Below are 25837 nucleotides of genomic sequence, written 5' to 3' on the forward strand. Positions count from 1 at the left end.
CATGGCGTTCCGCGCCCATCCCCGGAGCGGATCGCCGCCCCGACGCTACCGGTCCCGTGAGCGGGGCTAGCGCGGGTCGGGATGGCCGGTGGGTGCGTGGGCGGCCGGGCGGGTGAACCCGATGAGGTCTCGGCGCTGGTAGGTGTCGATTTGAACGACGGTCCGTTCGTTGGGGGCGTGAATCATCCGGCCGCCTCCGATGACGAGGCCCACGTGTCCGGGCCCGTCTGCTTCCATCCGGAAGAAGGCGAGGTCTCCGGGCTGCTCCTGGCCACGCGGGATGGGCGGCCCCCACCGCCATTGGTCGGCGGCGACGCGCGGGATCGTGATCCCGGCGGCCTGGTAGGCACGCATGGTGAGCCCGCTGCAGTCAAAGGAGGCCGGCCCTTCGGCTCCCCACACGTAGGGTTTGCCGAGCTGGGCGTGGGCGTAGGCGATAACCGCCGCCACACGTTCAGCGGGGATGAGGGCGACGCAGGTTCCCGCCAGCGCGTCAACGACGCTCTGAGCGAGAGGCTCCCATGGGGCGTAGGCGTCAGGAAAGCCGGATCGCTGCACCGCTTGAGCGGCGCGGGTGAGCGGGAGCTGCTCCCAGCGCGGCACCTTGACCAGGTGGTCGTAGAAGGTGCCGGTCGCGTAGCGGGGGTCGAGGATCTGCTCGCGTGTCCCCCACCCTTGGGAGGGACGTTGCTGGAAGAGGCCGAGTGAATCGAGGTGCCCGTAGGTCAGGTTGCGGAGCTTGGATTCCTGCAGGGCGGTGCCGATGGCGATGACGGCTGCTCGTGCTGGCAGGCCGCGCTCCATCGCGATCTGCACGATGAGCGCCGCGTGGGTCTGCTGCTCGCTGTCCAAGGTCAACGTGGAGGCGACGGTAGTGACCGGTGGAGCCGCGACCGGCCGGCTCGCCGTGCTGCTCGCCGTCGTGGCGGGTGTGATCGCGCAGGCCACGCCGCCGGGCGTTGCGGAGCCGGTCAGGATGCTGGTGGCGGCTGCGAGAAAGGCCAAGACGATGAGCAGCAGGAGGACGGCGCCGGCCGCGGCGGCCTTCACCTGTTCGTCTTCTCCTCGTCGCTGAAGATGCGGTCGAGGAAGGCGGTCTCGTCCTGGGCGGTGTCGGGTGGTTCGGGGATTGCGCCGAGGGTCAGGTGGGGCCAGCCGCCGGCGAGGTCGGCCAGTCGCATGCGCTCGCGGCTGGCGTGTGGGGGGATGGGCAGCCAGCAGGGTCCGGCCGGGCCGTCCTCGAGCTCGGTTTGCACGGCGGTGGCAATCGGCAGGTCAGCGGTGGTGATGAGATTGCGGAGGTTGGTCTCGCGGGTGCGGCTGGGCAGCCAGAACAGGATCGGGCTGTTGACCCTGGTGGTGTCGGCGAGGTCGGCGTAGGCGGCGAGTTTGTCGGTGACCTTGGCGAGGGTCATGCTGCCGGTGTCGTGTTCAAGGAAGAAGTCGATCTGGTGGCCGTCTTCCATCCAGCAGCCGTAGGCGTCGGGCCGGGGCCGATCGCCCCACATCTTCAGGCACTGCTTCTCCGACAGCCAGGCTCGCAGGTGGCTGTCGGGGCGGTGTCGGGCCAGGTGGGCGAGGGTGACGAAGAAGTCGTTGACGCCGATGTGGTGGCCGCGCTTAGACGACAGGGCGGGCGACATGGCTCGGTCCGCGTCGTAGCCCAGCTCTTTGACCGTGGTCTGGTCGCGCAGAGCGAGGACTTCGGCTCCGGCCCGGCCCAGGACCCAGTGGTTCGGGTGGGAGCCGGTGGGTGTCCAGGGCCGGGCGGAGGCGATCATGCCGAGCTTTCGCAGGATGCCCAGGCGGCGGCGGGCGGGCTGTGGCTTGGTGAAGAACAGCTTCTCCAGCTGGTGGGTGGTCAGCACGCGGTGGTGGTAGAGGTGTTCCAGAATCCGGTAGTCGCGCGGGGTGAGGCGGGCGGCGGCGTAGGCCATAGCGGCAGCGTCGAAGCGGGCCAGGCGGAGCGGGATACGGGTGACGGACACGACGGACCTCCAAGGCGAGGCGGATACAGGCGGTGTGGCCGGGCGGGCGGCTGGCCGAGGGCAGGATCAGTCAGTCGAGTTGCTCGTCGCGGGCTGCTGGCCGGCTGTGGAGGGTGGGGCGCAGGTCCGGCTCGACGCGGACCTTGCGGGCCGTGCGGGCCGTGCGGGCGCGTGGCCGGGGGGCACGGCTGGGCTGGGTGAACTGCTCGCGGGATGCCTGCCGGATCGCCTCCTGCCGTCCTTCGCCCGGTGCGGGCAGGGGCCTGGTGCGCAGGGTGAACGCGGAGGTCTGCTGCCCGTCCACCACCAGGCGGGCGGCGGCTTGGTAGGCGCCCAAGTGGGTGAGGTCGTGCGGGGTGAGCAGCGGTGCGGTGTGGTGTTTCAGCTCGTTGGCGTCCTTGGGTGAGGTGTTGAAGTACACCTTGTTTCGGGCGTCGGCCGACAGGGCTTCGCGCAGGTCCGCCGGTAGCTGGTCCAGGTGCTGGTGGGCGAGCACCAGGGAGAGCCGGTAGCCGCGCGCCTCGGCCAGGACGTCGTTGATATGGCCGGGCAAGTTCAGGAAGTTGTGGCACTCGTCGATCACCAGGCAGGCGTCCGGCCGGTCGGCCTCGGCGAGGCCGGAGCGGCGGGTGGTGGCCTGCCAGGTGTGGGCGAGCAGGATGGAGCCGAACAGGCGGGCGGCGTCGTCGCCGAGGATGCCCTTGGGGAGCCGGGCGAGGACCAGTCCGCCGCGGTCGAGGAGCTGCCCGATGGGGACGGTGGTGTCCGGGCTGGCCAGTGCCTGGCGGACGAACGGCCGTAGGAGGACGGCGCGCAGCTTGTTCATGACGGGGCCGATGACGGTGGCTTGTCCGGCGGGGGTGAGTGCTTCGTAGGAGTCCCAGAATCCGGCCAGCAGCTCGTCGTGTAGTTCGCCTGTGGTCCGGGCGCGAAAGGCTGAATCGGTCAGCAGCTTGGGGACGTCGGCCAAGGTCGCCTTGCAGCCCAGGACGCTGGTCAGGGTGAGGCAGGTGGAGCGGAGCAGGTCGTCGACGCGTGGTCCCCACGCTGTGGAGAAGCAGCGGTGGAAGATGGTCACGACGGAGTCGACGGCGAAGGCGGGGTCGGGGCCGGCGAGGATGTTGATCGATGGCGGCGGGGCCGGGTCCTGGGGGTCGAACACGACCGTCTTGCCGACGGCTCTCGCGGGGAGCCGGTTGAGGATGTCGGTGATCAGGTCGCCTTTCGGGTCGATGATCAGCGCGCCTCGGCCTGCCTGCGCGTCGGCCAGGACCACGTTCGCGAGGAGGGTGGATTTGCCGACGCCGGTGCCGCCGAGCACATGGGTGTGGTGGCGCCCGTCGGCCACGGGTAGCGCGATGGGGCGCTGTGGGCCGCTGTCGGCGTCGCCCAGGATGCGGGCCGTACCGGCCGCCGTGGTGCGGGGTATGGCCGGTGGCGGAGCGACGGGGCGGGCTCCAGCGCGGGTGACGCCGGGGGCGTCGATGTCCCACGGCAGGTGGGCGAGCGCGGCCAGCTCGGCGACCGACAGCAGGTAGCTGTGGTCGAGGCGGCGCGAGCTGATCGCGCGGCCGGGCCGCATCAGGCGTGCTCGGCGCAGGTACTGGTGGCTGTTGGTGAACAGGGCGAAGACGCCGGCCAGCGTGTGGGCTTGACCTCGCAGCCACCTGCGGACCAAGTCACGAGGGGTCGAGCCGGAGCGTGCGCTGTCCGGCTGGCTGTTCTCGGCCGTGGTGGTGGAGGTGGGGTGGCGGCTGGTGGAGACGGCGTAGCGGATCGCCACCTCGTAACGCGGCTGACCGGCCTTTTCCAAGATCGCACGGACCTGCTCAGCTCGTTCGGGAAAGTCGCGGGCCAGCTCGCCGGGCCGATGCTCGCGATGGCCGGCCGGCATGGGCAGGACGGCGTCGAAGACGCGGCCGACGTGGGTGCGGCTGCCGCCGCCGCGTAGGTGGGCGGCGGCGCGGTAGGCGTGGCGCAGGCGGCGGCCGGTGGAGGGGCGGGCCAGGATCTGCACGACGGCGTGTTCGCCTTCACGCAGTCCGCTCATGGCCTCCAGCAGGGAGCGGGCGGGGTCGTGGTCGTGGTTGGTGGTGAGGGGGAAATGCTCGGGCGCGGCGAGTACCAGGCGTCCGCCCGCGACCTGCGCGCCTTTGGGCAAAGGCGAGGTGGCCGGTGAGGTGGTGGTGGTCGCGCCCGGCCAAGCGGCTTGGACGGCTTTCTCCACGATGCCGGGCGGTACGGTGCCGGGCACCCACAGCTGGATGCGGATTCCGGCGTTGCTGCCGTGGTACTCCCACACCAGGTGCGGCTGCCCGGTGAAGATGCGAGCCCATGCGGGTCGCAGCAGGCCGACCAGCTGCCGCCACAGCACCAGCGCCCCTTCGGGGTCGCTGCGCGGTGGGGAGGAGATCTCGATCAGCCGGGCCTGCGGGGTCATGTCGGCGTGGTGGGCCCAGCCGAGCAGGTAGCTGACGGCGGCGGCCACGGACCAGATGACGGCCAGGACCAGGGCGATACGCGGTCCGTGGGCGAGGGCGAACTCGGGCAGCCGGGCCGGCAGCTCGGCCAGGAAATCCAGGGCCTTCTGGACGTCGTTCTCGTCGATCCCGCACAGCAGGCACGGACTCTCAGCGTCTGTGACGGTCGGCTTCACAGCGGATCGGCCTCCTCATCCCCGGGGCCGCCGGTCTCGGGGAAGCCGGTCGACGCGTCCGCCGGCGCGGGCTGTTGATGGGACTCGGCGAGCTGATCGAGCTGGGCCAGCTGGGCAGGGTCGGTGGTGACCAGCGCTGCCTCGGTGGGTGAGGCGATGATGTGGAAGGCAGCTCGGCTGGCCGGCCCAGCGATCAGAAGCGCCTCGCCTCGCTCCGCGGTGAGCAGGAACTGCCGCTCGCCATCGGTCAGATCGAACGCGTCGCCTACGGCGCCGATGGCTTGCGGCGCCTGCCGGAGCAGCACCTGGTTGGCGGCGTTGGCGACAATCGCCTGCCCCAGTTCCGACCCGAGCAGGTCGGCGGCGTCCTGGGTGATGACGGCGAGTCCAGCCCAGTGCTTGCGGGCCGCTTTCGCCATCCGGAACAGAAACCGTGCCCCTTCTGGCTCTTTCATCAGAAGCCAGGCTTCGTCCACCACCACGAGGCGCTTTCGGCGCTCACGCGGGTTGGCCACCCGGCGCCAGATGGCGTCCAAGGCCAGAAGGGTGCCGACCGCTTTCATCTCCTCGGGCAGGTCCCGCAGCGAGAAGACGGTGAGGTGCCCGGAAGGGTGGGTGGTGGTGGGGCCGTCGAACAGCTCGCGGTAGGAGCCCGAGACGTAGGGGGCGAGCTGGGCTGCCAGATCCGTCCCGGCCTCTCCCCCGCCCCCGGTTCGGATAAGGGCAGCGACCAGATCGGCGAGCAGCGGGGCGGGCCGGGTCCAGGTAGCCGGGTCGCGCGTGATCCCGGCAGCCTCGTACGTGGCCAGGATCGCCGAGTCCAAGACGGCGCGGGCCGGGGCGGTGAGCTGGCCCCCGAGCATGGTGGCGATCAGGGTCTGCAGGAACATCGCCCGGCGGGAAAGCACGTCGTCTCTCGGGCCTTGGCTGGCGGGCAGGTCGAACGGGTTCCATCGGACTTCGGTGGCCCCCAGGTGCAGGCAGGTGCCGCCGACCGCGCGGGCCAGGCGTGCGTATTCGTCTTCGGGATCGACGACGGCGACCTCGACCCCCTGGTAGAGGAGCCGGAGGGTTTCGAGCTTGGTGAAGAAGCTCTTACCCGCGCCGCTTCTGGCGAGGATGACGGAGTTGTGGTTGTCCTGGGCGTAGCGGTCCCAGAGCACGACGCCGGAGCCGGTGGCGCTCAGCCCATACAACACGCTGCTCTCGCCGATCTCGGAGGTGAGGTCGGGTGAGGTGAAGGGGAAGGCCGCCGCGAGCGCGATGGTGTCGAAGGTGCGTGTCAGGTTCAGGGAGTCGACGCCGAGCGGCAGCGTCGTCGTCCACCCCTGCAAGGCGCGGAAGGTTGCTGGTTGGGCGTCGAGCAGGAGCGAGGATGCCAGCGCGCGGACGCGTTCGACCTCGGCGGCCAACTCCTGCTCGGTGGGTGCGTGGAGAGTGAGGTAGAGGCCGACTTTGAAGAGGCGGCCGTGGCCCCGGGCGAGGCTGTCGGCCAGATCGGTGGCGTCATCGGCGGCGGCCTCGGCTCCGAAGTCGGCCAGGCGGCCGTGTTGGGCATCGGATCGGCTGGCCGACTCCAGGCGGGCGAGTTGGCGGCGCAACCGCATGGCCGCGACCTGCTGCGGGATGGGTTCGATGTGCAGGGACACGTCGAGGTGGCCGGGGTAGGTGAGGAGCGGTTCGAGCCAGCCCGCGCCGACTTCGCGTGGGTAGCCGGTGACGGCGAACGAGGTAGTGACAGCGTCGGGCAGGGTGAGAGTGCGCACGCCGACCTGGACAGCAGCCGGTCGGGTCAGCGGGCTCGGCTCCCGGTGGCGGGAGCGGCGGCGAAGCTTCACGGGAGGCTCCTGGGCGAGGTGATGAGTTCGTCGGGCAGGGCTTGGCCGGCGGGGAGCCAGGCGCCGGGGTCGAGACACTCGGCGAGAGCCCGGGCGGCTTGGTCGGCGTCCAGGACGCGGGTGGTGAGGCCGAGCGCTGCCAGGGCGCGTTCTGCTTCGGCGGCGCGGCGCAAGACGACCGCGGCCGAGGTGTCGCGCCGTACCGTCCGGCGGCCCCTGCTGGCGGCGGGGTGGTCGCGAAGCACGACGAGGACCTGCCGGGTCAGCAGCTCGCGGGAGGTGTTCAGATCGGCCAGGTAGCCGGCATGCTCGCGGGCGGCCGAGGCCAGCGCCGGGTCAGGTAGACCGCCGGCCTGGGCCTGGATGGTCTCGATGAGGTGGGTCAGGTCGGCCGGCCGGGCTCGGGCGAGGAGCTGCACGGGTGCTTCGAGCGAGTTCAGCCACCGCCCGAACCCGCCGACCAGCGCGGCCTGCTCTCCGGTGGTGCGCAGATGGAAGGACAGAGTGCCGGTCTCCACCAGAACGGCGACTCCCCCGTCGGCGAGTTCGAGTGCGCCGTCGGTACGGATCGCCTTCACCGGCAGCCGGAGCGGCGCGGGCAGCTTGCCGCGCAGGCGGCACCACCGAGGCGGTTCAGCGACCCCGTCCGGTGCGGCGACCAGACGCTTGCCGGCCCGGCCGTGGAGCAGAGCGGCCAGGGCGAACCGGTCCAAGGTCAGCCCGTCCCTGCGTCCGAGGGCGATCGCCAGCCCCAAGGCGAGAAGCGGGAGCAGGATCGCGACCAGGATGATGACGGGCAGCAGCTGGTGGAACAGGTAGTAGACGGCGGCCGCGATGCCGCCGGTCAAGGCGACGATGAGGAACTGGCGGAGAGTGAGCCCGTAGGCGATCTTGTCGGGCTGGTTGATATCGGCGGGAATGCGGGCCAGCAGCGGCGGCGGTTCGGCGTCGTGTCTCATCGGTCCCCCTGTTTCGGCTGGCGCGGGGTACGGCGGGGCGGCGGATCGAGCCGCAGGCGAAGCTGGCCGGGCCGGGGTGGCCGGGTGGGCATGCCGGGCAGCCGGTCTTGCACCCAGGGTGGGCGGGGCCGTATCCACGTCCCGGCCCCCGCAAGCGCAGGCGGAGCTGAGGTCGCTGCCGTTGCACCGGGTGGCGCGGGCACGCGCGGGACGCGAGTGACCGCGAACGGCAGCGCGAGCTGCTTGCCCTGGCGGGCCCGCCGGGCTGAGGCAGCCGCCGCTTGCGGGGCGGGCGCAGGCGGATCGTGTGCGGGCAGATTGAGCGGGAGTTCGAGCTGTTGCCAGGAAGGCGAACGACTGGGCATGGCGGTTCCCGTCGTAGAGCTGCTGGTCGATGTCGTGGAGCCGGGACGCTCGGGCGTGCGGCGGCCGACCGGCTTCCGGCTGCTGCCGGGCCCAGCTTCGCCTTTGGCCGATCTGCCGCCCCGGCTCCTGGCTGCAGCGGCGGTCTTTCCGGCTGCGGTGGTGGACTTGCTTGCGGCGGTAGGGGTGCGGGCCTGACCGAGGGCGCGGACGGCACCGAACGACTTGTAGACGATGACGGCCTTGACGAGGCGTTTCAGCATGTGGGGCTGGCCCTGCTGCCAGATCGTCCGGGCCACCCAGCCGGGGATCTTGATCAGGATGAACAGGATGCCGATCACCAAAAGCGCGTCCAGCGCCTTGTGGGCGCCGGACCGGGCGAGCGCCTCGACGCCGTCGCGCAGGCCGGGGTCTGCGGGCTCGGCCAGGGAGTAGGCGTCGGTGGAGTCGGTGAGCAGCAACTTGAACGCCAGGATCAACCCGAGCGCTTGCAGGACCTGGATGGCCAGCAGCCCGAAGAAGCTGCGCCACCACAGCTTCGCGATGCCCTCGGTCTGCGGGAGCGCGTGACACAGGAGCGCGAGCGGCGCGGCGATGATGACGAACAGCAGCAAGGTGATGCGCATCAGGCCGATGAAGGCCAGCAGCAGCCCCATCAGTACTGCCGTGCCGACGAGCAGCACCAGGAAAAGCACCGTGCCGATCGGGTCTTTGATCAGGCCGTCGACCTTGGCCGCGAGGAGGTTCCCGGCGCGGGTGGGGTCGACGCCGTCGCCGAGCAGGGCGGTGACCATGGCGTTGGTGAGTTCGATGGCGTACTGGCAGATCGGAAGCGAGGTATTCAAGGTGATCACCGCGACGATCAGGCGCGGGACGACCTCCCCCGGTGTGGTCGAGATACCGGAGGTGCTGCCGTGGGCCATGACGATCACGCCTGCGGCCAGCACCATCAACGCCAGCAGCGCGTTCGCGACCTGCCGCACATGTCCGGCCAGTTCCTGAACGCGGGCCAGCATCGACGGCGGCGGGGCGGCGAGCAGGACGCTGCCGACGGTGACGAAGGCGGGATTGATCGCATCAGCGACCAGGCTGGTGAACCAGCCGTTCATCGCCTGGTTGAGCTTGCACCCGGCGTCCATCCACCCGCACTCCTGCGCCTCGCCCGTCGCCGGCGGCGGGATCGGCGTAGCGGGTGGGGCGGGTGGAGGCCACGTCACCTGTGCAGACGGGACCGGGCTCGGGCCTGGAGCGGGCGAGGATGAGGGGGCGGGATCGGCCCGAGCAGGAGCGACAAGCAGGCCGGGCGCGCTCGACACGGTGATGGCGAGCAACGCCAGAATGACGCCGGCACGGCGCAGCCGGTGTCGTGCCCGGCTGAAGCATCGCCGCCAAGACGGGAGACGGATCATTCCGCGCCCACGATGCCTTTGAGAATCGTGACGAGGAGCGGGGCCAGGGCGGCGATGCCGTAGCCGAGCGCGGCGTAGCGCAGGCCCTTCTTGGCCGCCTCGACTTCGCCGGGGTCGCCGCCGGCCAGGATGTAGCGGACTCCTGCGACGGTGAGGAAGAGCGTCGCCAGGGCCACCAGCAGTCCGACGATGACATTGCGGAGATTGTCGATCACCGTGTTGAGCGAACCCGGCGCGGCCAGGGCATGCCCAAGGGCGTGGTCGGGGGCGTGGTGTGCGGCGAGGCTGGTGGCCGCGTGGGCGAGGGCGTGGTCGAGCAGGACGCCCAGGACGATGCCTCCCGACAGGGCGAGAGCGAGCAGGGCGATGGTCAGGCTGTGGAGCGGTGCTGAGGTGGTGCGGCGCGGGCGGGACAAGGGCTTCCTCCCGGAACATCTGGCGCTAGCCGTACGGCGGCGGATGGGAAGGCGGCGCGGAGTTGGCGGGCTCGGCGGCGGGCCGGCGGGCGTCCTCCTTCGAGGTGCGGAGCTGGGCCGGGGTGACAGGGACCGGTGACCAGGAGCGGCTCCGACTGCCGACCGCGCCATCCTCCGCGCTGCCTTAACAGGTAAAAGACCTGGCCGAAGAGCTGAGTTGGGACATCGGCGCCAGGCGGTTTGGGGCGATCTTTGCTCGCCTGCTCGGCTGGCGGCCCGCCCAGCCGCTACTGGTTGCGCTTGAGGAATGCCTGGTGGAGCGCAGCTTCGGCGCGCTGGCGTCGCTTGAGTGCGGTGCAGTAAAGCAGCCCTCGGCGACGGCAGTAGGAGGTGAGCGGGATGCCCTCCAACCGGGTGAACTGGATCAGCTCCGCCGCGGCTTCGGAGATGATCCCGTCTGCGACCGCCTGGTCGAGCAGGAGGTCGGAGTGGCCTGCCGGATAGGCCAAGGCGTGGCTGCTTCCGGCGCGCTCGATCGACTCGGGGTCGTCCAGCAGCCTGGGCGGCTCGACGGCCACGATGCGCAAGACGGCGAGCTGGGTCATGCGTGAGAGCCGCAGCAGCGGATGGGACCAGGTCAGCTTCACCCGGGTGACGGCCTCCATGTAGGCGGCCAGGACCTCGGCTTCGAGGTCTTCGCGGTCGATGCGCCCGGACGGGGTCTTGCCGACGAGGGCGCCGACAAGGCGGCGCAGCATCGGGATCGCCAGGGCGACGGCGGCGACCATCCACGCGTTCCGGTGGGCGCGGGCCTGGGCGAGAAGGTGCCGCCAGACGTAGTCGCGGGTGGCACGCGAGCACGACGGGTGCAGCAGGATCTGGCGCAGTTCGTTCAACGGGATCGGCCGGGCCGGTAGCCCTTGCCCGAGGGCGGCCCCGTCGATGGACAGCGGGGCCGGGCCGCACATCAGCAGTTCGAAGGCGTGCTCAGCCACGTCCAGCGGCAGGGAACCGGCGGCGATGGCCGCCGGTGCGCTCGCACTGTCCGGCGCGGCCGCCGTGATGGACGGGGTGGTGGCCGAGGTGATGGGTGAGGTGGTGTCCGCAGAGAGGTGGACCGAGGTGTGGAACATGCGACGCTCCCGAGGAAGAGATTCGGTTCGGACGTCGCTATCCGCTCAGAGCGCCTGGGCAGGAACCGGGCAGAAAATGATCAGACGCCGGGCAGGGTAAAGATCATTTCAGCGTTGCCCCAATCCACCGAACCCCGCATGACCTGCAGAAACATCAGGCAGCGATCCATGTAGCCACCCGGCGGCGGGGGCCAGGATTCCCGTCATAGCGCACCGAAAGTCCCTTTGACCTGCGACAACGAGACGAAGGCCAAATTCTCGGGTCAAGCTTGCGCCAGGCGGGCGCCCCAGGCCGGCCTGTGAGGCTCGCCTTGAAAGTGGGGCCAAGTGCCGCAGGCGCTATCGGATACGCCTGAGAGCCTCACTCACGATCGGGCTAGAGCCTGTACGGAGTTGAGATCAGAGGGATTGCCTGCGGTCTGCTTGGTGGCCCTGGTAGGTGTTCGCCATGGCACGCGGAGACGTCACCGACGAGGAGTGGTCCCTGATCGAGCCTCACCTGCCCTTGGGTGAGCGAGGTCCGATCCCGGATCTGCGGCAGCAGTTCAACGCGGTGATGTGGCGGTTTCGGACCGGCAGTCCGTGGCGGGATGTGCCCGCTGCGGACTACGGGCCCTGGTCCACCGTTTATGACCGGTTCCGTTCGTGGGCGGTGAGCGGCGTGTTCGAGCGCCTGATGGAGGCGATGATCGCCGAGGCTGCGGCTCGTGGACAGGCCGGTCTCGACGTGGTGAGCGTGGACTCTGCGACGGCCCGCGCCCACCACCACGCCGCGGGAATGGCCTTGCACAGCGAGCTGGCCGCAGCGCTGCATGAGGCCGCCGAGCAGGAAAAGGGGCTGCGCCAAAGGGGCAAATCGCCAGTGACGGTGACCCGGGCGATGACGCAGAGCGGGACGAACGCCGACGGATGCGACGCCGGCATCGCTTCCGGCTGAAGGTGGCCAAGCTGGGCCGCTCGCGGGGTGGCCTGACCGGCAAGGTGCATCTGGCGGCCGACCGGCGATGCCGTCCGCTGTCCTTCGTTCTCACCCCTGGACAGGCCGGTGACAGCCCGCAGTTCCGTGCCGTGCTGGAGCGCATCAGGATCCGCCTGCCGATCGGTCGACCGCGCACCCGGCCGGACGCGGTGGCCGCCGATAGGCCTACTCCTCCCGTGGCAACCGCGCCTATCTGCGCCGGCGCGGGATCAAGGCGGTCATCCCGGAGAAGGCCGACCAGGCGGCCCACCGCAAGAAGCGTGGCTCCCGCGGTGGCCGGCCGGTCGGTCATGATGCCGAGCTCTACAAGCAACGCAACACCGTGGAGCGATGCATCAACCGGATCAAAGAGTGGCGTGGTCTGGCCTTCCGCTTCGACAAGACCCCCGACAGCTATCTCGCCGGCCTGTACCTACGCGGGGCCATCCTCTGGCTCCGCAGCCTCCGCCCAGCCTGAAGATCCGAACACCGTACAGGCTCTAGTAGAGAGGCCCTGGCCCTGATAGGTCGACCCAGCCGAAGTAGTCGATCACTGAGAGGACGCCGATGAAGAGGCCACAGAACATGCACAGGAAGGCCGCTCCGAGAATCCATTCAAACTCTCCGAAGAAGGCGTCGATGAGGGCGTAGGCAACCCACAGCAATGCTCCTACGCCGAAGGCGCCGAGCGTGAACCAGAGCCCCATGGAGTCTCTTTCGGTCGATTCGTATAGATATGTACCCGCCCCTAGGGCTTGTTGAGCAGTCCGAGTGTGCGTTTTGCGGACATTGTTCTGTGGCGGTGTGGTGAGCGAGAGGAAGCGGTGCTCAGCCCGCGCGCTTGTCCCGATGCTGGAGCCGGTCCCCGGCCCGTGTGACGATCACCGCGAGGGTGTACGGCGGGAAGTGCACGGCGTGCTCACCGCTGATGTGCACGTCCAGCCCGTACAGCACGCAACTGGCGGTCAGCGCGGCTACCTCCTCACCCTCCGGGTCGTAGGGCTCGGTCACCACGGCGAGCAGGTGACCGCCTCTCCACCAGGTAATGCCGTGATCCAGGAGCTTGTAGTCGATGCCGCAGCCCAGGTCCCGGTGGGCGGTGTAGTCCGCCAGCCGTTTGGGGTGGCGGAGCATGCAAGGGCGTCGCCACGACTTCACCTGGATGCCGAGGTCGCGCTTCAGGCGGCGTGTCCGGGCTGTACGGCCGTCGACGAACTCGTGGGCCTTCCTTCGCTGCTTACGCACCTCCTCCATGCCGTCGCCGGGCGTGGAACGCGTCGCCGTTCACTCGCCTGGACGGCTCAACCTCTCGTCCGCCGACTCATGCACCGCCAACGGGCACGTTGTACACGCGGCCCTGGGTAGCGAACCACTCCTCGTCGAGGAAACGGCCGGTCATTCGCCCCACGATGGCGAGGAAGGAGTCTGCCAGCAACTCTTCGCTGGCTTCGCCGGCCGTACCGCGAGGAAGGCCCACGGAAACGCTGGAATCTGAGCAATCAGCTTGTCCCCCTGACAGAAAGAGAGGTCGTGGAGGCCATCGATATCCCAGGTCCAGCTAACTTCAAGGAGCCGCCGGGCGCCGGGGATGACCCCCTCGGGTACTGCCTGCAGCTCCATCGAGCAGATGACTACCGACCACCCTGGGCTATGCGGGCCAATCCAGAGGTCACTCGGGTCGTAGATGTCGACGGCATTCGACATGTCGGCAGCAGCCGTTGCCAGGTCTTGATCCCGGCGAGACGCCGGATCGAGTCTTAGCAGGGTGGCCAGCTCGTCGAGATCGCCTCTCTCGATCCAGTAGCCGCAGAACGCTTCTCCGAACCCATGAGCTGCTAGAAGATCGTACTGATTTTGGTCTGGAAACGTGCCTGCTGGATCGATCACTGTTCTGGTTCCATTCACTGAAGTATCCGAGAGTCGGTGTTCCTGAACTCTTCGTCACATTTCCGGGCTCGCTCCCAGGGACGCGAACCAGAAGATGCTTGCGAGAATCAGCAGGCCGAGAATGCCGAAGAAGACAGCCACCGCCTTCCGGCTGCTCACGAAGGCGATGATCGCAACGAGCAGAGGGACGCCCGGCAAGAAGACTCCCAGCGCGGTAAGCCACTGCTCGAAGGTCAGAACCGCGGACCACCGCTCCAAGGCACTCCGAGCATCTACGGGGACCAGGGTGCCGTCCGGTCGGCGCCCAACCACCGGCGTGGGATCGGCAAATCCTGCGAACACAGTCAGCACGAAGAGGAAATGGGCGCCCAGAATCCAGCCTGCCGTGAGCGCAACGATGGGGATCTCACCCCGCCGGCTGCCTCGGCGAGCACGGGCCGCATCCTCCCCTGCCGGTTCGTCCATGCTTGTTCGTCGCACGGTAGGCGCCGAAAGTTGCGCCAGCGCGGCGTTCGTGTCGTATCGGTGACCTGCCGCACTCACAAAACTCCGCCACCCGGCCGCGCGGGTGTCTGCCAAGCCTCTCCTTCATCCGCGCTGGCCCAAGGACGCGAACTCCGGCATAAGGAACAGCGTCAGCAGGGTGAGCACCAGGAAGGAGAAGGCCATAACCGCACGGCTCGTTATGGCGGCAATGAGCATGATCAGCGCTGGTGCGCCCACGGTGAAGAGGCCCGCCATCCTGGCCCACGGCACCTCCGATGCGGGCTCGACGGATGGGCCCAGGGGGTGGCCGGCGTCTCGTCCAGGCCGTCATCGTCGCCGGCCGGGTATACCTCGTCCTCGCCGCCACCCTCCGCCGCGACCCGGCACCCCATCGCCGCGACCAGGTCGGCCAGGCGACGTCGCCGCTCCTCCGGCGCCAGGTTCGCGAAGTCGGCCAGCTGCACGATCAGCGGATCGCCTCTCGGGCCGGTCACCGCCACGGTGAGCGTCGGATCGCCGAACAGGCCACGCCGGTGCCGCATCGTCACGTCCAGCAGCCGGATGAGGTCACCCGCCGACAGGTCCTCGGCGCGCAGCGCCGGCAGCCGTTGAGCGATCTTGCCGACGGCGGCGCCGAGGATCTTCGCGTCCGCCTCGGCGGCCTTGCGCCGCTCTTCCAGCCACGCCTGTTCATACAGCTTGTCCAGGTGCCGGTCGTACGCTTCGGCCCGCTCGCACCACTTGATGGCCACCGCGACGTCACGCACGTAGCGATCGTTCTTGGTCAGACTCTCGGCGGTTTCCGGAGCGTGTGCGGCCCGCGCCGAGGTAGGCGTGGACGTGAACTGGGCTTCGCAGTATCCGCCGTAGAAGGGCGGAAACATCACGACGGCCGCGTCCTGAGGCACGACCTTGGCGAGGTAGTCGCGGACGTCGCCCGCGACGTATGAGCCAAGCCGGACGGTGAGGTTGCGCAGCTTGGTCGCGGCCTTGCCGTGCATGCGCGGCCAATGGTTGGGCTCTACCTCGTCGGCATGGCCCGCCTCGAGCAGCCCTCGCGCGTGGTCGACCTGCACGCCCCCGCCGAAGTCACCGGCATGCAGCGCCTGGTGGAGCGGGAGCGCCGAGTGGAGGCCGAAGAGCGTCGGCTCGACACCCTCGCCGAAGACGGCGCGGGCGACTATTGATCCCCCGGCCCTGACAAGAGTCGCGGCCTGGAGGGCGTCACAATCTCGCACCGGGCGTGGTCTCGCCCTGGCATGGCCGACATCATCGTAGCCATGGCGGAGAAGACGACGGCGTGGGCCCGTTACCGGATGCCGTTCATGGTCGAGGTGGATCACGACGGCGACAACGGTGGTTCCTCATGAGCCCGGTGGGGGGGCGCTACGCCCTCATCGGGATCATCCGTTGCGGGGCGGGTGTTTCTTGCTGTCACCGTCCTGCTCGGCGTGCTGGCTCCGGCGGCGATCGCCACTGTCGTGTGGGTGTTTGCCAGCCTCAACTCCTTCGCGAGCGCCCGTGAAGAAGCGGGCTTGCAGAGCATGCGGACCCGAGCGGCGAGCATCGGCGGTGCGCTGAGTTCGGCGGCGGCGGACGGGCGCCTGACGGCACGGGAGGTGGAAGATTCGGTGGGGCGGGAGTGGTGGCACTTCGACGCTCGGCCGGGCCGAGCCCACGTCGTCGTGCGGATGTTCAACACGGGGGGCGGAGACGGACGCTGCTTCACCTACGACTTGGAAGTGCCACCTCGGAACGCGCTTCGCGTAGTTGAGGGCGTGTCCTGCCCGCAGGCGACTCCGCACCCATACCGCCCTTGGCCTAGCCGCTAGTGCTAGTACCGGGAGCGACCGCCGCCAAGCCGCTTCCCGGACCGACGACACGGAGAGCGGCGCTGCTCCACTTCCCTCCGAACCGTGGGAAGGCAGGGTCTCGGCTGTTCAAAAGGCGCAACATAGCTGCATGATCACGCATCGCCGCACCGACAATTAAGCATCTGGGCATTAAGCCGCAGGAGGTGGCAGGGCTGGTGGCTGCCGCGAAGGGGCTGGAGAAGAAGGCCAGAAGCCTGGGGCGTTCACCCCCCGAATGAACGCCAGCGCAAAGAGTTCAGAACCTCGGTGCAGACGCGGAAGAAGCCGGGCTCACCGAGCGATGGAAGCTCCATGGACCTACCGGGGCACCGCGTTACTTCATCCCCTACCTGGGCCGCAGGCGGCCGGAGCCCTACCAAGCAAGTGGAGCGAGATGAAGGCGCTTTTAGCAACCAACAGCGAACCCCGCCGAGCGCGTGAACCCTCGCCAGTCCCCCGAACCATCACCCCAAGGATCGATGCGACACCTAAGCCTGTGGTCGCAAAGGCGAATGGCTCCTCCACTGGTCCTTGCTGGCTTCTTTTAAGAAGTACGCTCACGCCCCGCGGCAACGGATCTTGGTCAGTGCTGGATCTGCGGAACTCTCTTTGAGTTCGACAGAACTACTGTTGTTATCTTCGTCATCGACCCGATGACGAGCTATCCTCCGGATTACAACCCGGACTCCGAGATGTATGATCGACCGATCACCGAGGACATCCTTGACCAGTGCGAGCGCATGAAGCTCTGTCCGCAGTGTCGTGACGAGCTGATGAGCTGAGATAGGACCGCTACAACACGTCAAGGGTCCTCTGTTTGTATAACACTTGGGAGTACCAGCATGGCGAAGCAAGTCATTACCAAGTACGTTGACGACCTCGACGGCAGCGAGGCCGAAGGCACCGTTCGGTTCAGCATCGGTAACGACGCTTACGAGATCGACCTGTCCAGCAGGAACGAGGACAGCCTCAGGAAGGCTCTCGCTCCCTACATCGCAGCGGCTCGCCCAGTGCGCGATGGCCGCAGTGTTCGAGGCCGCAAGCTGTCTGTCGCCGGTCGAGACAAGCTCAGCCGCGACGAGTCGTCGGCCATCCGTTCGTGGGCTAAGGAGGCTGGCCTGAACGTGAGCGAGCGTGGCCGCATCTCCAAGATGGTCGTGGATGCGTACGAGGCAGCGCGGGCATAACCAACGGCGGGATGCATGAACTTACCCAAGCTTCCGAGGTCGCTGCTAGTTGCCACGATTGTCTGCGCAATCGTGGCAATCCTCGGGCTCATAGCTCAGGGCGTGGATGTCGTCGACACAGCCTGGGCCTCGCTACCCTTCGCGCTCGGATCGGGCGGGCTCTTCGCCTGGCAACAGGCGGCATCCCTCAAATCGTTCAACAGGGCAACTAGCCAGGTAGCCATCGAGTCGGTGGAAGCTGTGCCCGAACCTGTCAGCGTGTCACGCCGGCCAAGATGGCCCAAACGTGAAGTCGCGATCGGCTCCAAGTTCTCCATCGCCTTCCACGTCTATTCCTGGGGGATGAGAGTGAGGGGCCAATCCCCTACGCGTTCACAACGACATAAAGTATACGACATTAAGTGGGAGGACCTCCGACAGGCGCGCTTCGAGGAAATCGTCGGACGAGAGCCCGTCAAGGAGCTCTTGGCCCTCAGATTGCGTTTTAAGAGCGATGACGACATGGCCACGGAGCAGATATGCTTCATCTCTCACCTTTACAGGCGAGAGTGGCGCAAACTCTCCAAGTTGATTGCGCAACACACCGCTAGCCGTGTTCGCCTGGAGGTTCCGCCGCTCATCTGGTTCTGGTTGAACCGGCATCTTGTTCCAGACCGCCCCTACGGCTAGCTTGGACCCCAACCTCGGAAGAGGTAGGGGTTTTCATGCTCGCAAGTGGGGCCGAGACTATCCCCTGACATCAGGGGAAGCCTTGCGTTGGAGCGCACGGCCGCGCCCAATGCCTGCTGCACTGAGCGCCGGGTTTGCCTGGCGTAGGTGGGCGTTGGCCCGTCAGCCAGCCCGTTGGGTCTGCGCTTCCACGGCAGCACGCAACGCCGCACCGAACTGGTCCGGTGCCTCCAGCCACGGATGGTGTCCCGCATTCGGGATGATGATCACCTCGCAATTGAGGCGCGTCCCGAGACGTCGTAGGGCATCAGCGGGGCGGCTGTCGCCAGCTCCGCCGATGATCACCGCGCCGGGCGGTAGGAGCTGACGAAGCTCGTCCACGTGTAGTTCGAGAGGACCAGCCTTCTTCGCGGCGCTAAGCTGCGCGTTCATCGCGTAGTTGATGGGCCGTAGCGTGCGGGCTGATGTTAGCGCCCATTCCCAGGCTCGAGTTCGGTCGGCGTGGTCAGTAGACCACGCCAGCGTGAGGTATTCGATCTCCTCGACTTCTGTGCGCGATTTTTGCGCTTCCAGTTCATCGAGCCTGATCTGCTGGTCATCAGTGCGTCGTGCTCGCTGTGCTGCTCGGTCGGCTTCCCGCCAAGGATCCAGAAACGGCCCGGCAATCTGAATCAGTCCGGCCACACGCTCGGGATGGGCCAGCAAGAAGTAGCCGGCCAGATTGGTTCCGAACGAATGCCCCACCAGAACAACGCGGTCGTGCCCCCATGCATCAAGCAACAGCACCAGGTCCTCAACGTGGCGAGCGATCGTGTGCTCTCCCTCCCAGGAGGACCCGCCGGTGCCTCGCTGGTCGTAGCGGTGGACCAGGCACAGGTCCTCGATGATGCCGGCGACCGGGGCCAGATAGTCCCGGACCCCTGGACCGCCATGCAGCATGACCACTGGAAATCGTTGCGGGATCACTGAGCCCGTGGTCCAAGTGCGTAACTGCGTACCCTCACCCAGTTCGATCAAGGCCACGGTCATGGAGGGAGTGTAAGGCAGTCGGGGCCCAAGTACTGGAGCCAAACTCATCGTCACTTCAGGTCGCTGATCTTCAAATGATGCCCAGCCTCGCCGACGTTTGGCTCCGTTGCTCATCGCGAGAGCCACTGGGCCGGCGTTGACGACTGGCCACCGGACGATCCACCTGTGGGCAGCAAGCAGTCGGGCTCAAGCAGGGGCGCGACGACCCGACATCGACAGGCATGACACGAGCTTTGCTTGACGGCGTGTCCCAACCCGGGCCCTGAGGCAGGTATTTGGATCAGTGACAGGGAACGCTGACCCGGAACTCGGGCCACACCCACATGACCGAACCCACCACCAACTCAGCCAGCTCCACCAGCTCGGCCGCCAGCAAGCCGGCCAACCCCGCACGTCATGAACCCACCGTACGCCGCGAGGCGCAGGACCCGGCCCGGGCGCATCTGCCGCTGACCGTTTGGCTTACCCCCGCCGACTCCGAGTGCGCCTCCACCTGCCGGCCGGGTTGCTGCCTTCCCGTCAGCGGCCCACTGGCCCGCCACCTGATCTCCGCCTGCACCCGCCTGGGCGAGACGGTCATCCACCTGGGCGCCACCGACCACCAGGTGGTCTCGGCCGCCCTCACCGCGGGCTGCCTGCCGGTGGCCGTCTTCAGCAGCGCCGAGCGGGCCGGCGTGAGCTGGACCCGGCTCGCGCGCACCCATCCCGACCACGACCTGGAGGTCACAGACCTGCGCATCACGGACCCGCACGACCACGGCGCACCAGTGACAGCAGACCTCACCGACCGGGCACGACTGGTCGTGGCGGAGCAGACCTGCCAGCAGCACCTGGTCTCCTCTGACTGCCAGCCCGCTCTCGAGGCCGAGGGCTTCGACGTGGTCCAAGCTGCGCACCTGCTGAGGCCCGGCGGCCACCTCGCGGTGGTGACCGGCCTGCATCGAACCGACCATGTGATCGATCCGTTGCCGGAGATCATCGCCATGGCCAGGCGGGCGGGATTGGTTTATCTGCAGCACATCATCGCCCTTCACCAACCCGCCCGCGGCGACCACCTCGACCCTCGTCTCCCCGGGCACCATCTCTCCGCCCGCCGGCCGGCTGGAGCCCAGCAGATGCCGGCCTGCGCTTGGCTGCCTTGGAGCCCACGCGCGCACAGCGACGTGCTTCTGTTCACCCGGCCGAGCGGCGGGCACTCCAAGCCGTACGCGCCGCAGACCCCTCCCCCAGGCAGCGCACAATCGCCGATCGATGCCCGACCCACCGCACAAACGGGGAGTGCCCGTTAACGATGCAACCGACAATGACCGAGTCCATGACGGACTCCCCCACGACCGAGTCCCCCGTTGAGCCGACGACTTCGGTGTGGGCAACCGGCCAGCAGCAGTCGCGGGTCCAGCGACGGGACCGGTACCTGCCGGAATCGATGAGCCACCCGGGCAAGATGCTCCCCTCGATCGCCGCCCGCGTGATCAGCACCTACACCCGTCCCGGTGAGCTGGTGGTCGACCCGATGTGCGGGATCGGCACCACACTCGTCGAGGCCGCGCACCTCGGTCGGCACGCCGCAGGCGTGGAGTACGAGGAGAAGTGGGCACGGCTGGCGGTCGCCAACCTCAGCCACGCCCGCATCCACGGCGCGTCCGGGTCCGGGCGGGTCGTAGCCGGGGACTCCCGTAACATCGCCCGGCTGCTGCCTGACCTGCTGGGGCAGGCAACGCTGGTGCTCACCTCCCCGCCGTACGGCGCCTACACCCACGGCCACATCCGCTCCACCCGCGACACCGGCGAGCCGGGCGTACGCAAATGGAACCAGCACTACTCACAAGACCGCGGCAACCTCGCCCATCAACAGCTCCCTGTGCTGCTGGAGGGCTTCGGCCGCATCCTGGCCGGGTGCGTGAAGCTCCTGCGCCCCAACGGTGTCGTCGCGGTCACCGTGCGTCCGTACCGGGTACGCGGCGAACTGGTCGATCTGCCCGGCCACATCCACCAGGTCGCCCAGAGCGCAGGGCTGGTGCTCGCCGATCGGATCGCGTGCCTGCTCTGCGGCCTGGGCGAAGGCACACTCCTGAACCGCGCCTCGTTCTTCCAGCTCCATGAGGCACGCAAGGCATGGTCACGCGGCCTGCCGGTTCATGCGCTCGCCCATGAGGACCTGCTCATCTACATCAAGCCCACCGCGCCCGCCGCCGCCCTGGCCTCAGACCTCGAAACAGCCCCCGAGCGGGAGTAGTCAGAGCCGCCCCCGTCACCGGCGCGGCTCTGAGCCGCAAACATGGTTCGGGGCGCTGAGCTGCGAATGTCTCTCAACCGGTGCCAGCCGGGGCTGAGTCAGCCTGCCATGAACTAGTCGATCCCGCCCCGCAAACGGCGGCGGCCGGGCACAGTGGCCGCGTCTCACCGATCCCAACCGCGGGCGCGCACACCGCGGCCCGCCCCTGTTCATCAACGTGGAGGTGATGCATGACCAGCACAACCCCGAGCCAGACGGGAGCCGAGAGTGCCGAACAGCCGGAGGTGGTCGGCCTGCTTGCGGCCGGACGCCTGCTCGGCATGGGCCGGACCAAGGCATACCGGCTCGCTCAAGCGGGTGAGTTTCCGTGCCGAGTGCTGCGTATCGGTGGCCGATACGCGGTGCCGATATGCGGGCTACGGGCACTACTCGACCAGCCAGAACCGCCCGTACCGCATCGCGCCTAGAAAGCAGCAGGCCAGCGAGTCGCTGATCCACCTACCGACCAGCTAGGGCCGTTCTTGAAACGGCCCGATAAGGATTGACGAGTCCCGCCCGATCATCACGATCGGGCGGGATCTTGTCGTTTCAGAGAGTTTCCGAATCAGCTTCGTCATGGTTTGAGGCCTGGCGGCAGCTGTCTGGGGAGGCCTGGGTGGTGTCGCTGGTGGAGGGCTGAGTTTGCGTCGGTGGGCATGACGGGGCCGACTCTGGGCTGGGTGATGCGACATGGTGGCGTGATGTGCGGTTTATGGGCCTGGTGGCGGTCGGCTTTCACGCTCGAGTTGTTCGGAGACGGCGGGTTCGGCCGATTGTCCGGGGTGGTCGGTGGGTGCGTCGGGTTCGCGTTGAGGTTGGTGTTGTCGCCGCCGGGTGTCGAGGAAGTGATCGTTGGCGACTGTGACGAGCAGTGCGATCAGGATGGTCTGGGCGACGCGCCCGCGGGCGAGCCGGTCTTTCGGATCGCCAAGATCGAGGTCATGCCCCTTAAGGCGCCCGTTAATGCCCTCCGTCATGGCGCGGACAGGCTTGTATACCCCTTCCCACCTGGGGCTGAGATAGATCACACATCCTGGCGGAACTTGTCGAGGTGCCCGAGGTCGTTCTTGTGCAGGGTGATGGTGTGCTGGCGGCAGATCTTCGGCAACTCTCTGGTCTTCAGGTCGGGGCTCGTGGGCAGGATGCGGGGTTTGGCCGCCGGATGCGCCGCCCGTTGTCGGGTGTCGCTCAGGTCGACTGCGGTGGGCCAGCTGGGCGCGCGGTGGTGGAGACGGTCGAAGCGGGGGCAGGACAGCGATGGGGAGGTGCCTGCCGCGGGACACTGGAAGCGGACAGTGCCGTCGGTGTTCGGGCCCTGTTTGAGACGCAGCAAGTACGGCTCTCGCGCGCTGATGAGCGCCTTGAGTTCGTCCGATGGGGTGCGGACGGCAACATCGTCCAGAGTGGTGGTGACGCGGGCGAGCCGGTCAGGCATCAGCGGACAGGCCAGGCTGCCGTCGATGAGCAGGGCGCCGTGGACGCTGCCCTGCACTCCGCGCTGCTCTACCTTGTAGTCCAGGGCGATCCGGTAGCCGAGCGTGCAGGCGGGTTGGGCGAAATGGGCGCTCTGCTGGTCGTGTAAGCGCGATCGACGGCAGCGAAGCCGGTGGGAAACCCGAGCGTGGCCAAGGGCTTCAGAGTGGTGATGGCGTTGGCGCCGATGCGTTTGTGCGGGGTGTCAAGGACCAGGCCGAGCGCCAGCTGCGGGAAGGACCCTGGAGTCGAACGGGTTCGGGCGGCGACGGTGATGGTGGCGCTGTAGCCGTAAGGCGGGTGGGTCGTTGCCTGCCGAGTGGTGCCAGCCCGCGGTGATCTCGGTGGAGCGAGCAGTTCACCGGTGGAGCGGAGAGCTCGGGGCGGTCGGCAAAGACGGGGCAGCGGTGGTATCGATGCCGACGTCGCCGTGGAAGCCTGCCAGGTAGCCGCGACCTTTGGCCCAGCGCACTGGGGTGAGCACGAGTGCGGTGACGATGTCTTGCAGCAGGTCTCGCTTGCGGGTGCGCTCTGGATGTTTGTCGTGCCAGGCGATGGCGTACTGGTCGGCTTCGTGCTGGGGCAGGCGGGCGCGGTAGTCGTTGCGGGCAGGGTCCAGCAGGGCGGCGAGCCGGTCGAAGGCTCGGTAGAAACGCCGGTTGTCGGCCAGGCAGGCATGCGGATTGTCGGGGTACGGCCGGGTGGGGTCGAAACCGAGACGCTTGCGTGCGGCTTGCGACAGGGAGAAGGCCGACAACCGCCAGGCCTCGGCGAGGGTGGCTTTGCCGGTGTGGTGGATGGAGATCAGCTGGCAGACGAGCACGGCGCGGATCGGCACTCCGGCCGGTCCGGGGCGTGGGCCGAGTTCGGCCTCGATCAACGCCATGACGGCGGAGGCGCCCGCCGGATGGCTAACCGATCCAAAGGCCGGAGTCCACGTCGGCAGACCGAACAGCATCAGGCAGTACGGGCGTTCGCCAGTCCTCGCAGGCCAGAGGCGACCAGTCGTGCGCGAAGGGCCCCTGCCGCGATTCGATCAGCCCGACTACTTCCTCGCGCGCCGCGAGCACACCCTGATGCGACCGATCATCGATCAGCCCGAGCCGGCGACCGTGCTCATATTCCTCCACATCCTTCCACCGGATGCGTGACAGGTCGGGCTCGGCGACCAGATCCAACAGAAGGTCGAAGGTGTCGATACCCATGCGAGTGCGCTGCTTCGGCAGGTCGAAGTCGACATACCAGGCAAGCGGGCGTCGATCGGCGTCAAAGTGCTGCCGCACCGTGAAGTAGGCGTGGAGACCGTACCAGCTGCGCACGGTGGTGCCCCGCCACGCCCACCACCCCAGCCGCCACGCGCCCGAAGCCAGCTCCTGAATAGTCTGATCCCGGCCGCGCCCCTCGTTCAAGAACGCCGTGATCCACGTGGTAGACACCAAACCGCGCAAGCCCGGCCAGCTGGCCACCGTCAGATAGTCGCCGACGTCCTCCAGCACCCGATACGGCATCGCTGACCACACCTTGCCGCCCCACACGTGGCGGCGTACCACGGTCGTTCCCACCTCGAAGCGTCCCGACATGTCGATCGTCACCTAGCGATCTTCCATCATCCGGCTCCGGACATGAAGGGTCCTACTGTGACGAACCGAATCCGGGTGCAGGGTCTACCGAGATCGGCCGTCCACGAAGACCTGGTCGCGGGGCAGAAATCGAACGAACGCGGGAAACGATCATCGTCCCCTTGGGAAGCGATCTTCTTAACCTCTCCTACGCTCCAGGTCAACCGCATTCGTGAACACCCAGCTAGTCGATCCCGGGAGGGTGCACGAGGCCGGCCGGCCGCACGACTGACCGGCCTCTGCTCTCTTCCAACCTTCATCGGAAGACAGGGGCCTTTTCAGGAAAGGGATGATGCCCCCGCTTGCGTTTGTGACCCGCAGCGGGAGCCTTCCCGACGACCCCCGGCCCGGCGGCAGCACCTGTTGGAGGGGGATGCTGCCGCCGGACGCTTCTGGGAGGGGCGGCCCCTCGCGTCACGGCATCGACTGTCCGTGACAGTCACCGCTTGCGAAAGGCCGCCCCTGACGGCGATCAGGCGGACGGGGCCCCGCCATGATCATCGCCATGAGGAAGTGGCTAGCCGCCTCCTCTTACCGGCCAGCCACCCCCTCTTGGGTGACCGCGTTCACGCCACCACGCCGGGCGCTCGCGGTCACCTCTATCCCGGAAGCGGACAACCGCCTGCGCACGGCTATTCGGCCTCCGGGAAATCTTGGGGGGTCCTCCTCGCCCGGCTTCCCGGACGGACCGGGTGAGGGCGCTGCCGGCCACAGTGGATCTCCGCCCGCAAAGCGGCTGCGACTGACAGGGTTCATATGGCGACCCGACCGGCGTTGGCCGCACCGGGCGCGATTAGATGCGCGGCCCCACCGGGCGTCCCCGACGCCCACGAGCGGCGGTAGGGGCGCGTACGGGACGTGCCCGCCGTAGGGCGGGTCAGATGCGCTGAGCGGCCGGGGTCGCTGAGGTCGCCGGGGTCAGGACATGGCCGATGCGTTCGACAGCGGCGACCATCTCACCGACGCCGGTGATCCGTTCGGCCCATGACCACCACAAGCTCCATTCGCCGCCGATCGATGCGGCGGTGACCACCTCGCACAGGCTCGCGCAGGCGCGGCAGTCGTCCGGGCTGGATGAGGAAGCGGGCGTGCAGACCTCGTACCTCCAGCAGGACCTTCAGCTCCGCGAGGTAGGCAGCGGCCTGGTCGGCGACATCGGCGGGAACGGGTTCGGGCATGACGGCCTCACACGAGGGCGGGCTGGAACGGTCAAGAAACTGGGGGCTGGTTGCGGCTGGCCGAACGTCGCGCGAGGAGAACCTTCCTGACGATCACCGCCACCGTTCCAGCGACGATGACGGCGAGCAGCGCCTGGCACACGGGTCGAACCACAGGTGAAGGCCCTGCGAGTACGAAGGCGACGAACGCAGCGGTCAGGAACAGGGCCAGCACGGACAACGCCTTGCCACGGAACACGGAGGGGACCTTTCTACGGAGGTACGAGAGACTGATGGAATCGGTGGGGTGAGGCGGTCAGCGGCCGAAATGCGAACGGCCCTCAGCCGCCCGGCGACGGAGCTGCCAGCGCCGCCCAAGCATCGCAGCCGCGAACACACACGGCCCGCCCACGGCAGAGCCGTGACCAGCCCCGGGATGAACATGAGCGAGTGAGGACGGCGCACGACGCTTCTCCGAATTC

The 25837-nt window shown here is 68.2% G+C and carries 24 protein-coding genes and 1 pseudogene; 7 read left to right on the forward strand and 18 right to left on the reverse strand.

Translation table 11 applies throughout. The features are described from left to right. Nucleotides 1–66: 66 nt before the first annotated feature. From ACIBG7_RS27210 to ACIBG7_RS27245, 8 genes are all read right to left on the reverse strand, one after another. Nucleotides 67–1050, reverse strand: a complete 984-nt coding sequence (locus ACIBG7_RS27210; RefSeq protein WP_397338072.1) for a C40 family peptidase — start codon at nucleotides 1048–1050, stop codon at nucleotides 67–69. Further along, nucleotides 1047–1988: a replication-relaxation family protein gene (locus tag ACIBG7_RS27215; protein ID WP_397338073.1), complete on the reverse strand. Its 942-nt coding sequence runs from the start codon at nucleotides 1986–1988 to the stop codon at nucleotides 1047–1049. The genes ACIBG7_RS27210 and ACIBG7_RS27215 overlap by 4 nt, the downstream gene beginning before the upstream one ends. Before the next feature lie 70 nt (nucleotides 1989–2058). Then, nucleotides 2059–4644, reverse strand: a complete 2586-nt coding sequence (locus ACIBG7_RS27220; RefSeq protein ID WP_397338074.1) for a type IV secretory system conjugative DNA transfer family protein — start codon at nucleotides 4642–4644, stop codon at nucleotides 2059–2061. Next, nucleotides 4641–6482 (reverse strand): VirB4 family type IV secretion system protein, encoded by a 1842-nt coding sequence (locus tag ACIBG7_RS27225; RefSeq protein ID WP_397338075.1) that lies wholly within the window; start codon nucleotides 6480–6482, stop codon nucleotides 4641–4643. Before ACIBG7_RS27225 ends, ACIBG7_RS27220 begins: the two co-directional genes overlap by 4 nt. Beyond that, the gene (locus ACIBG7_RS27230) at nucleotides 6479–7441 is read right to left on the reverse strand and encodes a PrgI family protein (protein WP_397338076.1); all 963 of its coding nucleotides are present in this window, start codon (nucleotides 7439–7441) and stop codon (nucleotides 6479–6481) included. The genes ACIBG7_RS27225 and ACIBG7_RS27230 overlap by 4 nt, the downstream gene beginning before the upstream one ends. Next, the gene (locus ACIBG7_RS27235; RefSeq protein WP_397338077.1) at nucleotides 7438–8943 is read right to left on the reverse strand and encodes a hypothetical protein; all 1506 of its coding nucleotides are present in this window, start codon (nucleotides 8941–8943) and stop codon (nucleotides 7438–7440) included. Before ACIBG7_RS27235 ends, ACIBG7_RS27230 begins: the two co-directional genes overlap by 4 nt. Before the next feature lie 266 nt (nucleotides 8944–9209). Continuing rightward, nucleotides 9210–9629: a pilin gene (locus ACIBG7_RS27240; protein WP_397338078.1), complete on the reverse strand. Its 420-nt coding sequence runs from the start codon at nucleotides 9627–9629 to the stop codon at nucleotides 9210–9212. A 287-nt stretch (nucleotides 9630–9916) separates the two neighbouring features. Further along, the gene (locus tag ACIBG7_RS27245; protein WP_397338079.1) at nucleotides 9917–10762 is read right to left on the reverse strand and encodes a hypothetical protein; all 846 of its coding nucleotides are present in this window, start codon (nucleotides 10760–10762) and stop codon (nucleotides 9917–9919) included. Between the two features lie 448 nt (nucleotides 10763–11210). Here ACIBG7_RS27245 and ACIBG7_RS27250 point away from each other — a divergent pair. Further along, a pseudogene (locus ACIBG7_RS27250) lies at nucleotides 11211–12198 on the forward strand (IS5 family transposase). 22 nt (nucleotides 12199–12220) lie between these two features. Here ACIBG7_RS27250 and ACIBG7_RS27255 read toward each other — a convergent pair. The 5 genes from ACIBG7_RS27255 to ACIBG7_RS27275 form a co-directional block, all read right to left on the reverse strand. Beyond that, nucleotides 12221–12427 carry a hypothetical protein gene (locus tag ACIBG7_RS27255; RefSeq protein WP_397338080.1) on the reverse strand — a complete coding sequence of 69 codons (207 nt, stop codon included), beginning with the start codon at nucleotides 12425–12427 and terminating at the stop codon, nucleotides 12221–12223. Between the two features lie 121 nt (nucleotides 12428–12548). Next, nucleotides 12549–12965: a hypothetical protein gene (locus tag ACIBG7_RS27260; RefSeq protein WP_397338081.1), complete on the reverse strand. Its 417-nt coding sequence runs from the start codon at nucleotides 12963–12965 to the stop codon at nucleotides 12549–12551. Nucleotides 12966–13115: 150 nt separating this feature from the next. Beyond that, nucleotides 13116–13607, reverse strand: coding sequence for a hypothetical protein (locus ACIBG7_RS27265; protein WP_397338082.1), 492 nt, complete (start codon nucleotides 13605–13607; stop codon nucleotides 13116–13118). Between the two features lie 54 nt (nucleotides 13608–13661). Next, on the reverse strand, nucleotides 13662–14186 hold the full coding sequence (locus ACIBG7_RS27270) for a hypothetical protein (protein ID WP_397338083.1): 525 nt from the start codon (nucleotides 14184–14186) through the stop codon (nucleotides 13662–13664). Between the two features lie 125 nt (nucleotides 14187–14311). Further along, a complete protein-coding gene (locus ACIBG7_RS27275) occupies nucleotides 14312–15169 on the reverse strand; it encodes a hypothetical protein (protein WP_397338084.1) in 858 nt (285 codons plus the stop codon). Here ACIBG7_RS27275 and ACIBG7_RS27280 point away from each other — a divergent pair. From ACIBG7_RS27280 to ACIBG7_RS27290, 3 genes are all read left to right on the forward strand, one after another. Then, nucleotides 15128–15280: a hypothetical protein gene (locus ACIBG7_RS27280; RefSeq protein WP_397338136.1), complete on the forward strand. Its 153-nt coding sequence runs from the start codon at nucleotides 15128–15130 to the stop codon at nucleotides 15278–15280. The two genes, ACIBG7_RS27275 and ACIBG7_RS27280, sit on opposite strands and share 42 nt — an antisense overlap. A 1508-nt stretch (nucleotides 15281–16788) precedes the next feature. Beyond that, on the forward strand, nucleotides 16789–17133 hold the full coding sequence (locus tag ACIBG7_RS27285) for an Lsr2 family protein (RefSeq protein WP_397338085.1): 345 nt from the start codon (nucleotides 16789–16791) through the stop codon (nucleotides 17131–17133). Between the two features lie 15 nt (nucleotides 17134–17148). Next, entirely contained in the window at nucleotides 17149–17802 is a 654-nt protein-coding gene (locus ACIBG7_RS27290; RefSeq protein ID WP_397338086.1) for a hypothetical protein, read from the forward strand. Nucleotides 17803–17964: 162 nt separating this feature from the next. Here ACIBG7_RS27290 and ACIBG7_RS27295 read toward each other — a convergent pair whose 3' ends face one another. Beyond that, the gene (locus ACIBG7_RS27295) at nucleotides 17965–18831 is read right to left on the reverse strand and encodes an alpha/beta fold hydrolase (RefSeq protein WP_397338087.1); all 867 of its coding nucleotides are present in this window, start codon (nucleotides 18829–18831) and stop codon (nucleotides 17965–17967) included. 323 nt (nucleotides 18832–19154) lie between these two features. Here ACIBG7_RS27295 and ACIBG7_RS27300 point away from each other — a divergent pair, with 323 nt between their 5' ends. Beyond that, nucleotides 19155–20120, forward strand: a complete 966-nt coding sequence (locus ACIBG7_RS27300) for a hypothetical protein (protein WP_397338088.1) — start codon at nucleotides 19155–19157, stop codon at nucleotides 20118–20120. A gap of 26 nt (nucleotides 20121–20146) precedes the next feature. Continuing rightward, nucleotides 20147–21067, forward strand: coding sequence for a TRM11 family SAM-dependent methyltransferase (locus ACIBG7_RS27305; RefSeq protein ID WP_397338089.1), 921 nt, complete (start codon nucleotides 20147–20149; stop codon nucleotides 21065–21067). Between the two features lie 749 nt (nucleotides 21068–21816). Here the strand turns inward: ACIBG7_RS27305 and ACIBG7_RS27310 are convergent. From ACIBG7_RS27310 to ACIBG7_RS27325, 4 genes are all read right to left on the reverse strand, one after another. Continuing rightward, a complete protein-coding gene (locus tag ACIBG7_RS27310; RefSeq protein WP_397338090.1) occupies nucleotides 21817–22134 on the reverse strand; it encodes a hypothetical protein in 318 nt (105 codons plus the stop codon). Then, the gene (locus ACIBG7_RS27315; RefSeq protein WP_397338091.1) at nucleotides 22131–22598 is read right to left on the reverse strand and encodes a hypothetical protein; all 468 of its coding nucleotides are present in this window, start codon (nucleotides 22596–22598) and stop codon (nucleotides 22131–22133) included. The genes ACIBG7_RS27310 and ACIBG7_RS27315 overlap by 4 nt, the downstream gene beginning before the upstream one ends. 339 nt (nucleotides 22599–22937) lie before the next feature. After that, entirely contained in the window at nucleotides 22938–23465 is a 528-nt protein-coding gene (locus tag ACIBG7_RS27320) for a hypothetical protein (RefSeq protein WP_397338092.1), read from the reverse strand. Between the two features lie 25 nt (nucleotides 23466–23490). Continuing rightward, nucleotides 23491–24171, reverse strand: a complete 681-nt coding sequence (locus ACIBG7_RS27325) for a DUF402 domain-containing protein (RefSeq protein ID WP_397338093.1) — start codon at nucleotides 24169–24171, stop codon at nucleotides 23491–23493. Between the two features lie 959 nt (nucleotides 24172–25130). On the opposite strand from ACIBG7_RS27325, the gene ACIBG7_RS27330 reads away from it, so the two are divergent. Then, the gene (locus tag ACIBG7_RS27330; protein ID WP_397338094.1) at nucleotides 25131–25466 is read left to right on the forward strand and encodes a hypothetical protein; all 336 of its coding nucleotides are present in this window, start codon (nucleotides 25131–25133) and stop codon (nucleotides 25464–25466) included. The last annotated feature ends 371 nt before the right edge of the window (nucleotides 25467–25837 follow it).

This window comes from Nonomuraea sp. NPDC050328, assembly GCF_044459405.1.
Lineage (GTDB): Bacteria > Actinomycetota > Actinomycetes > Streptosporangiales > Streptosporangiaceae > Nonomuraea.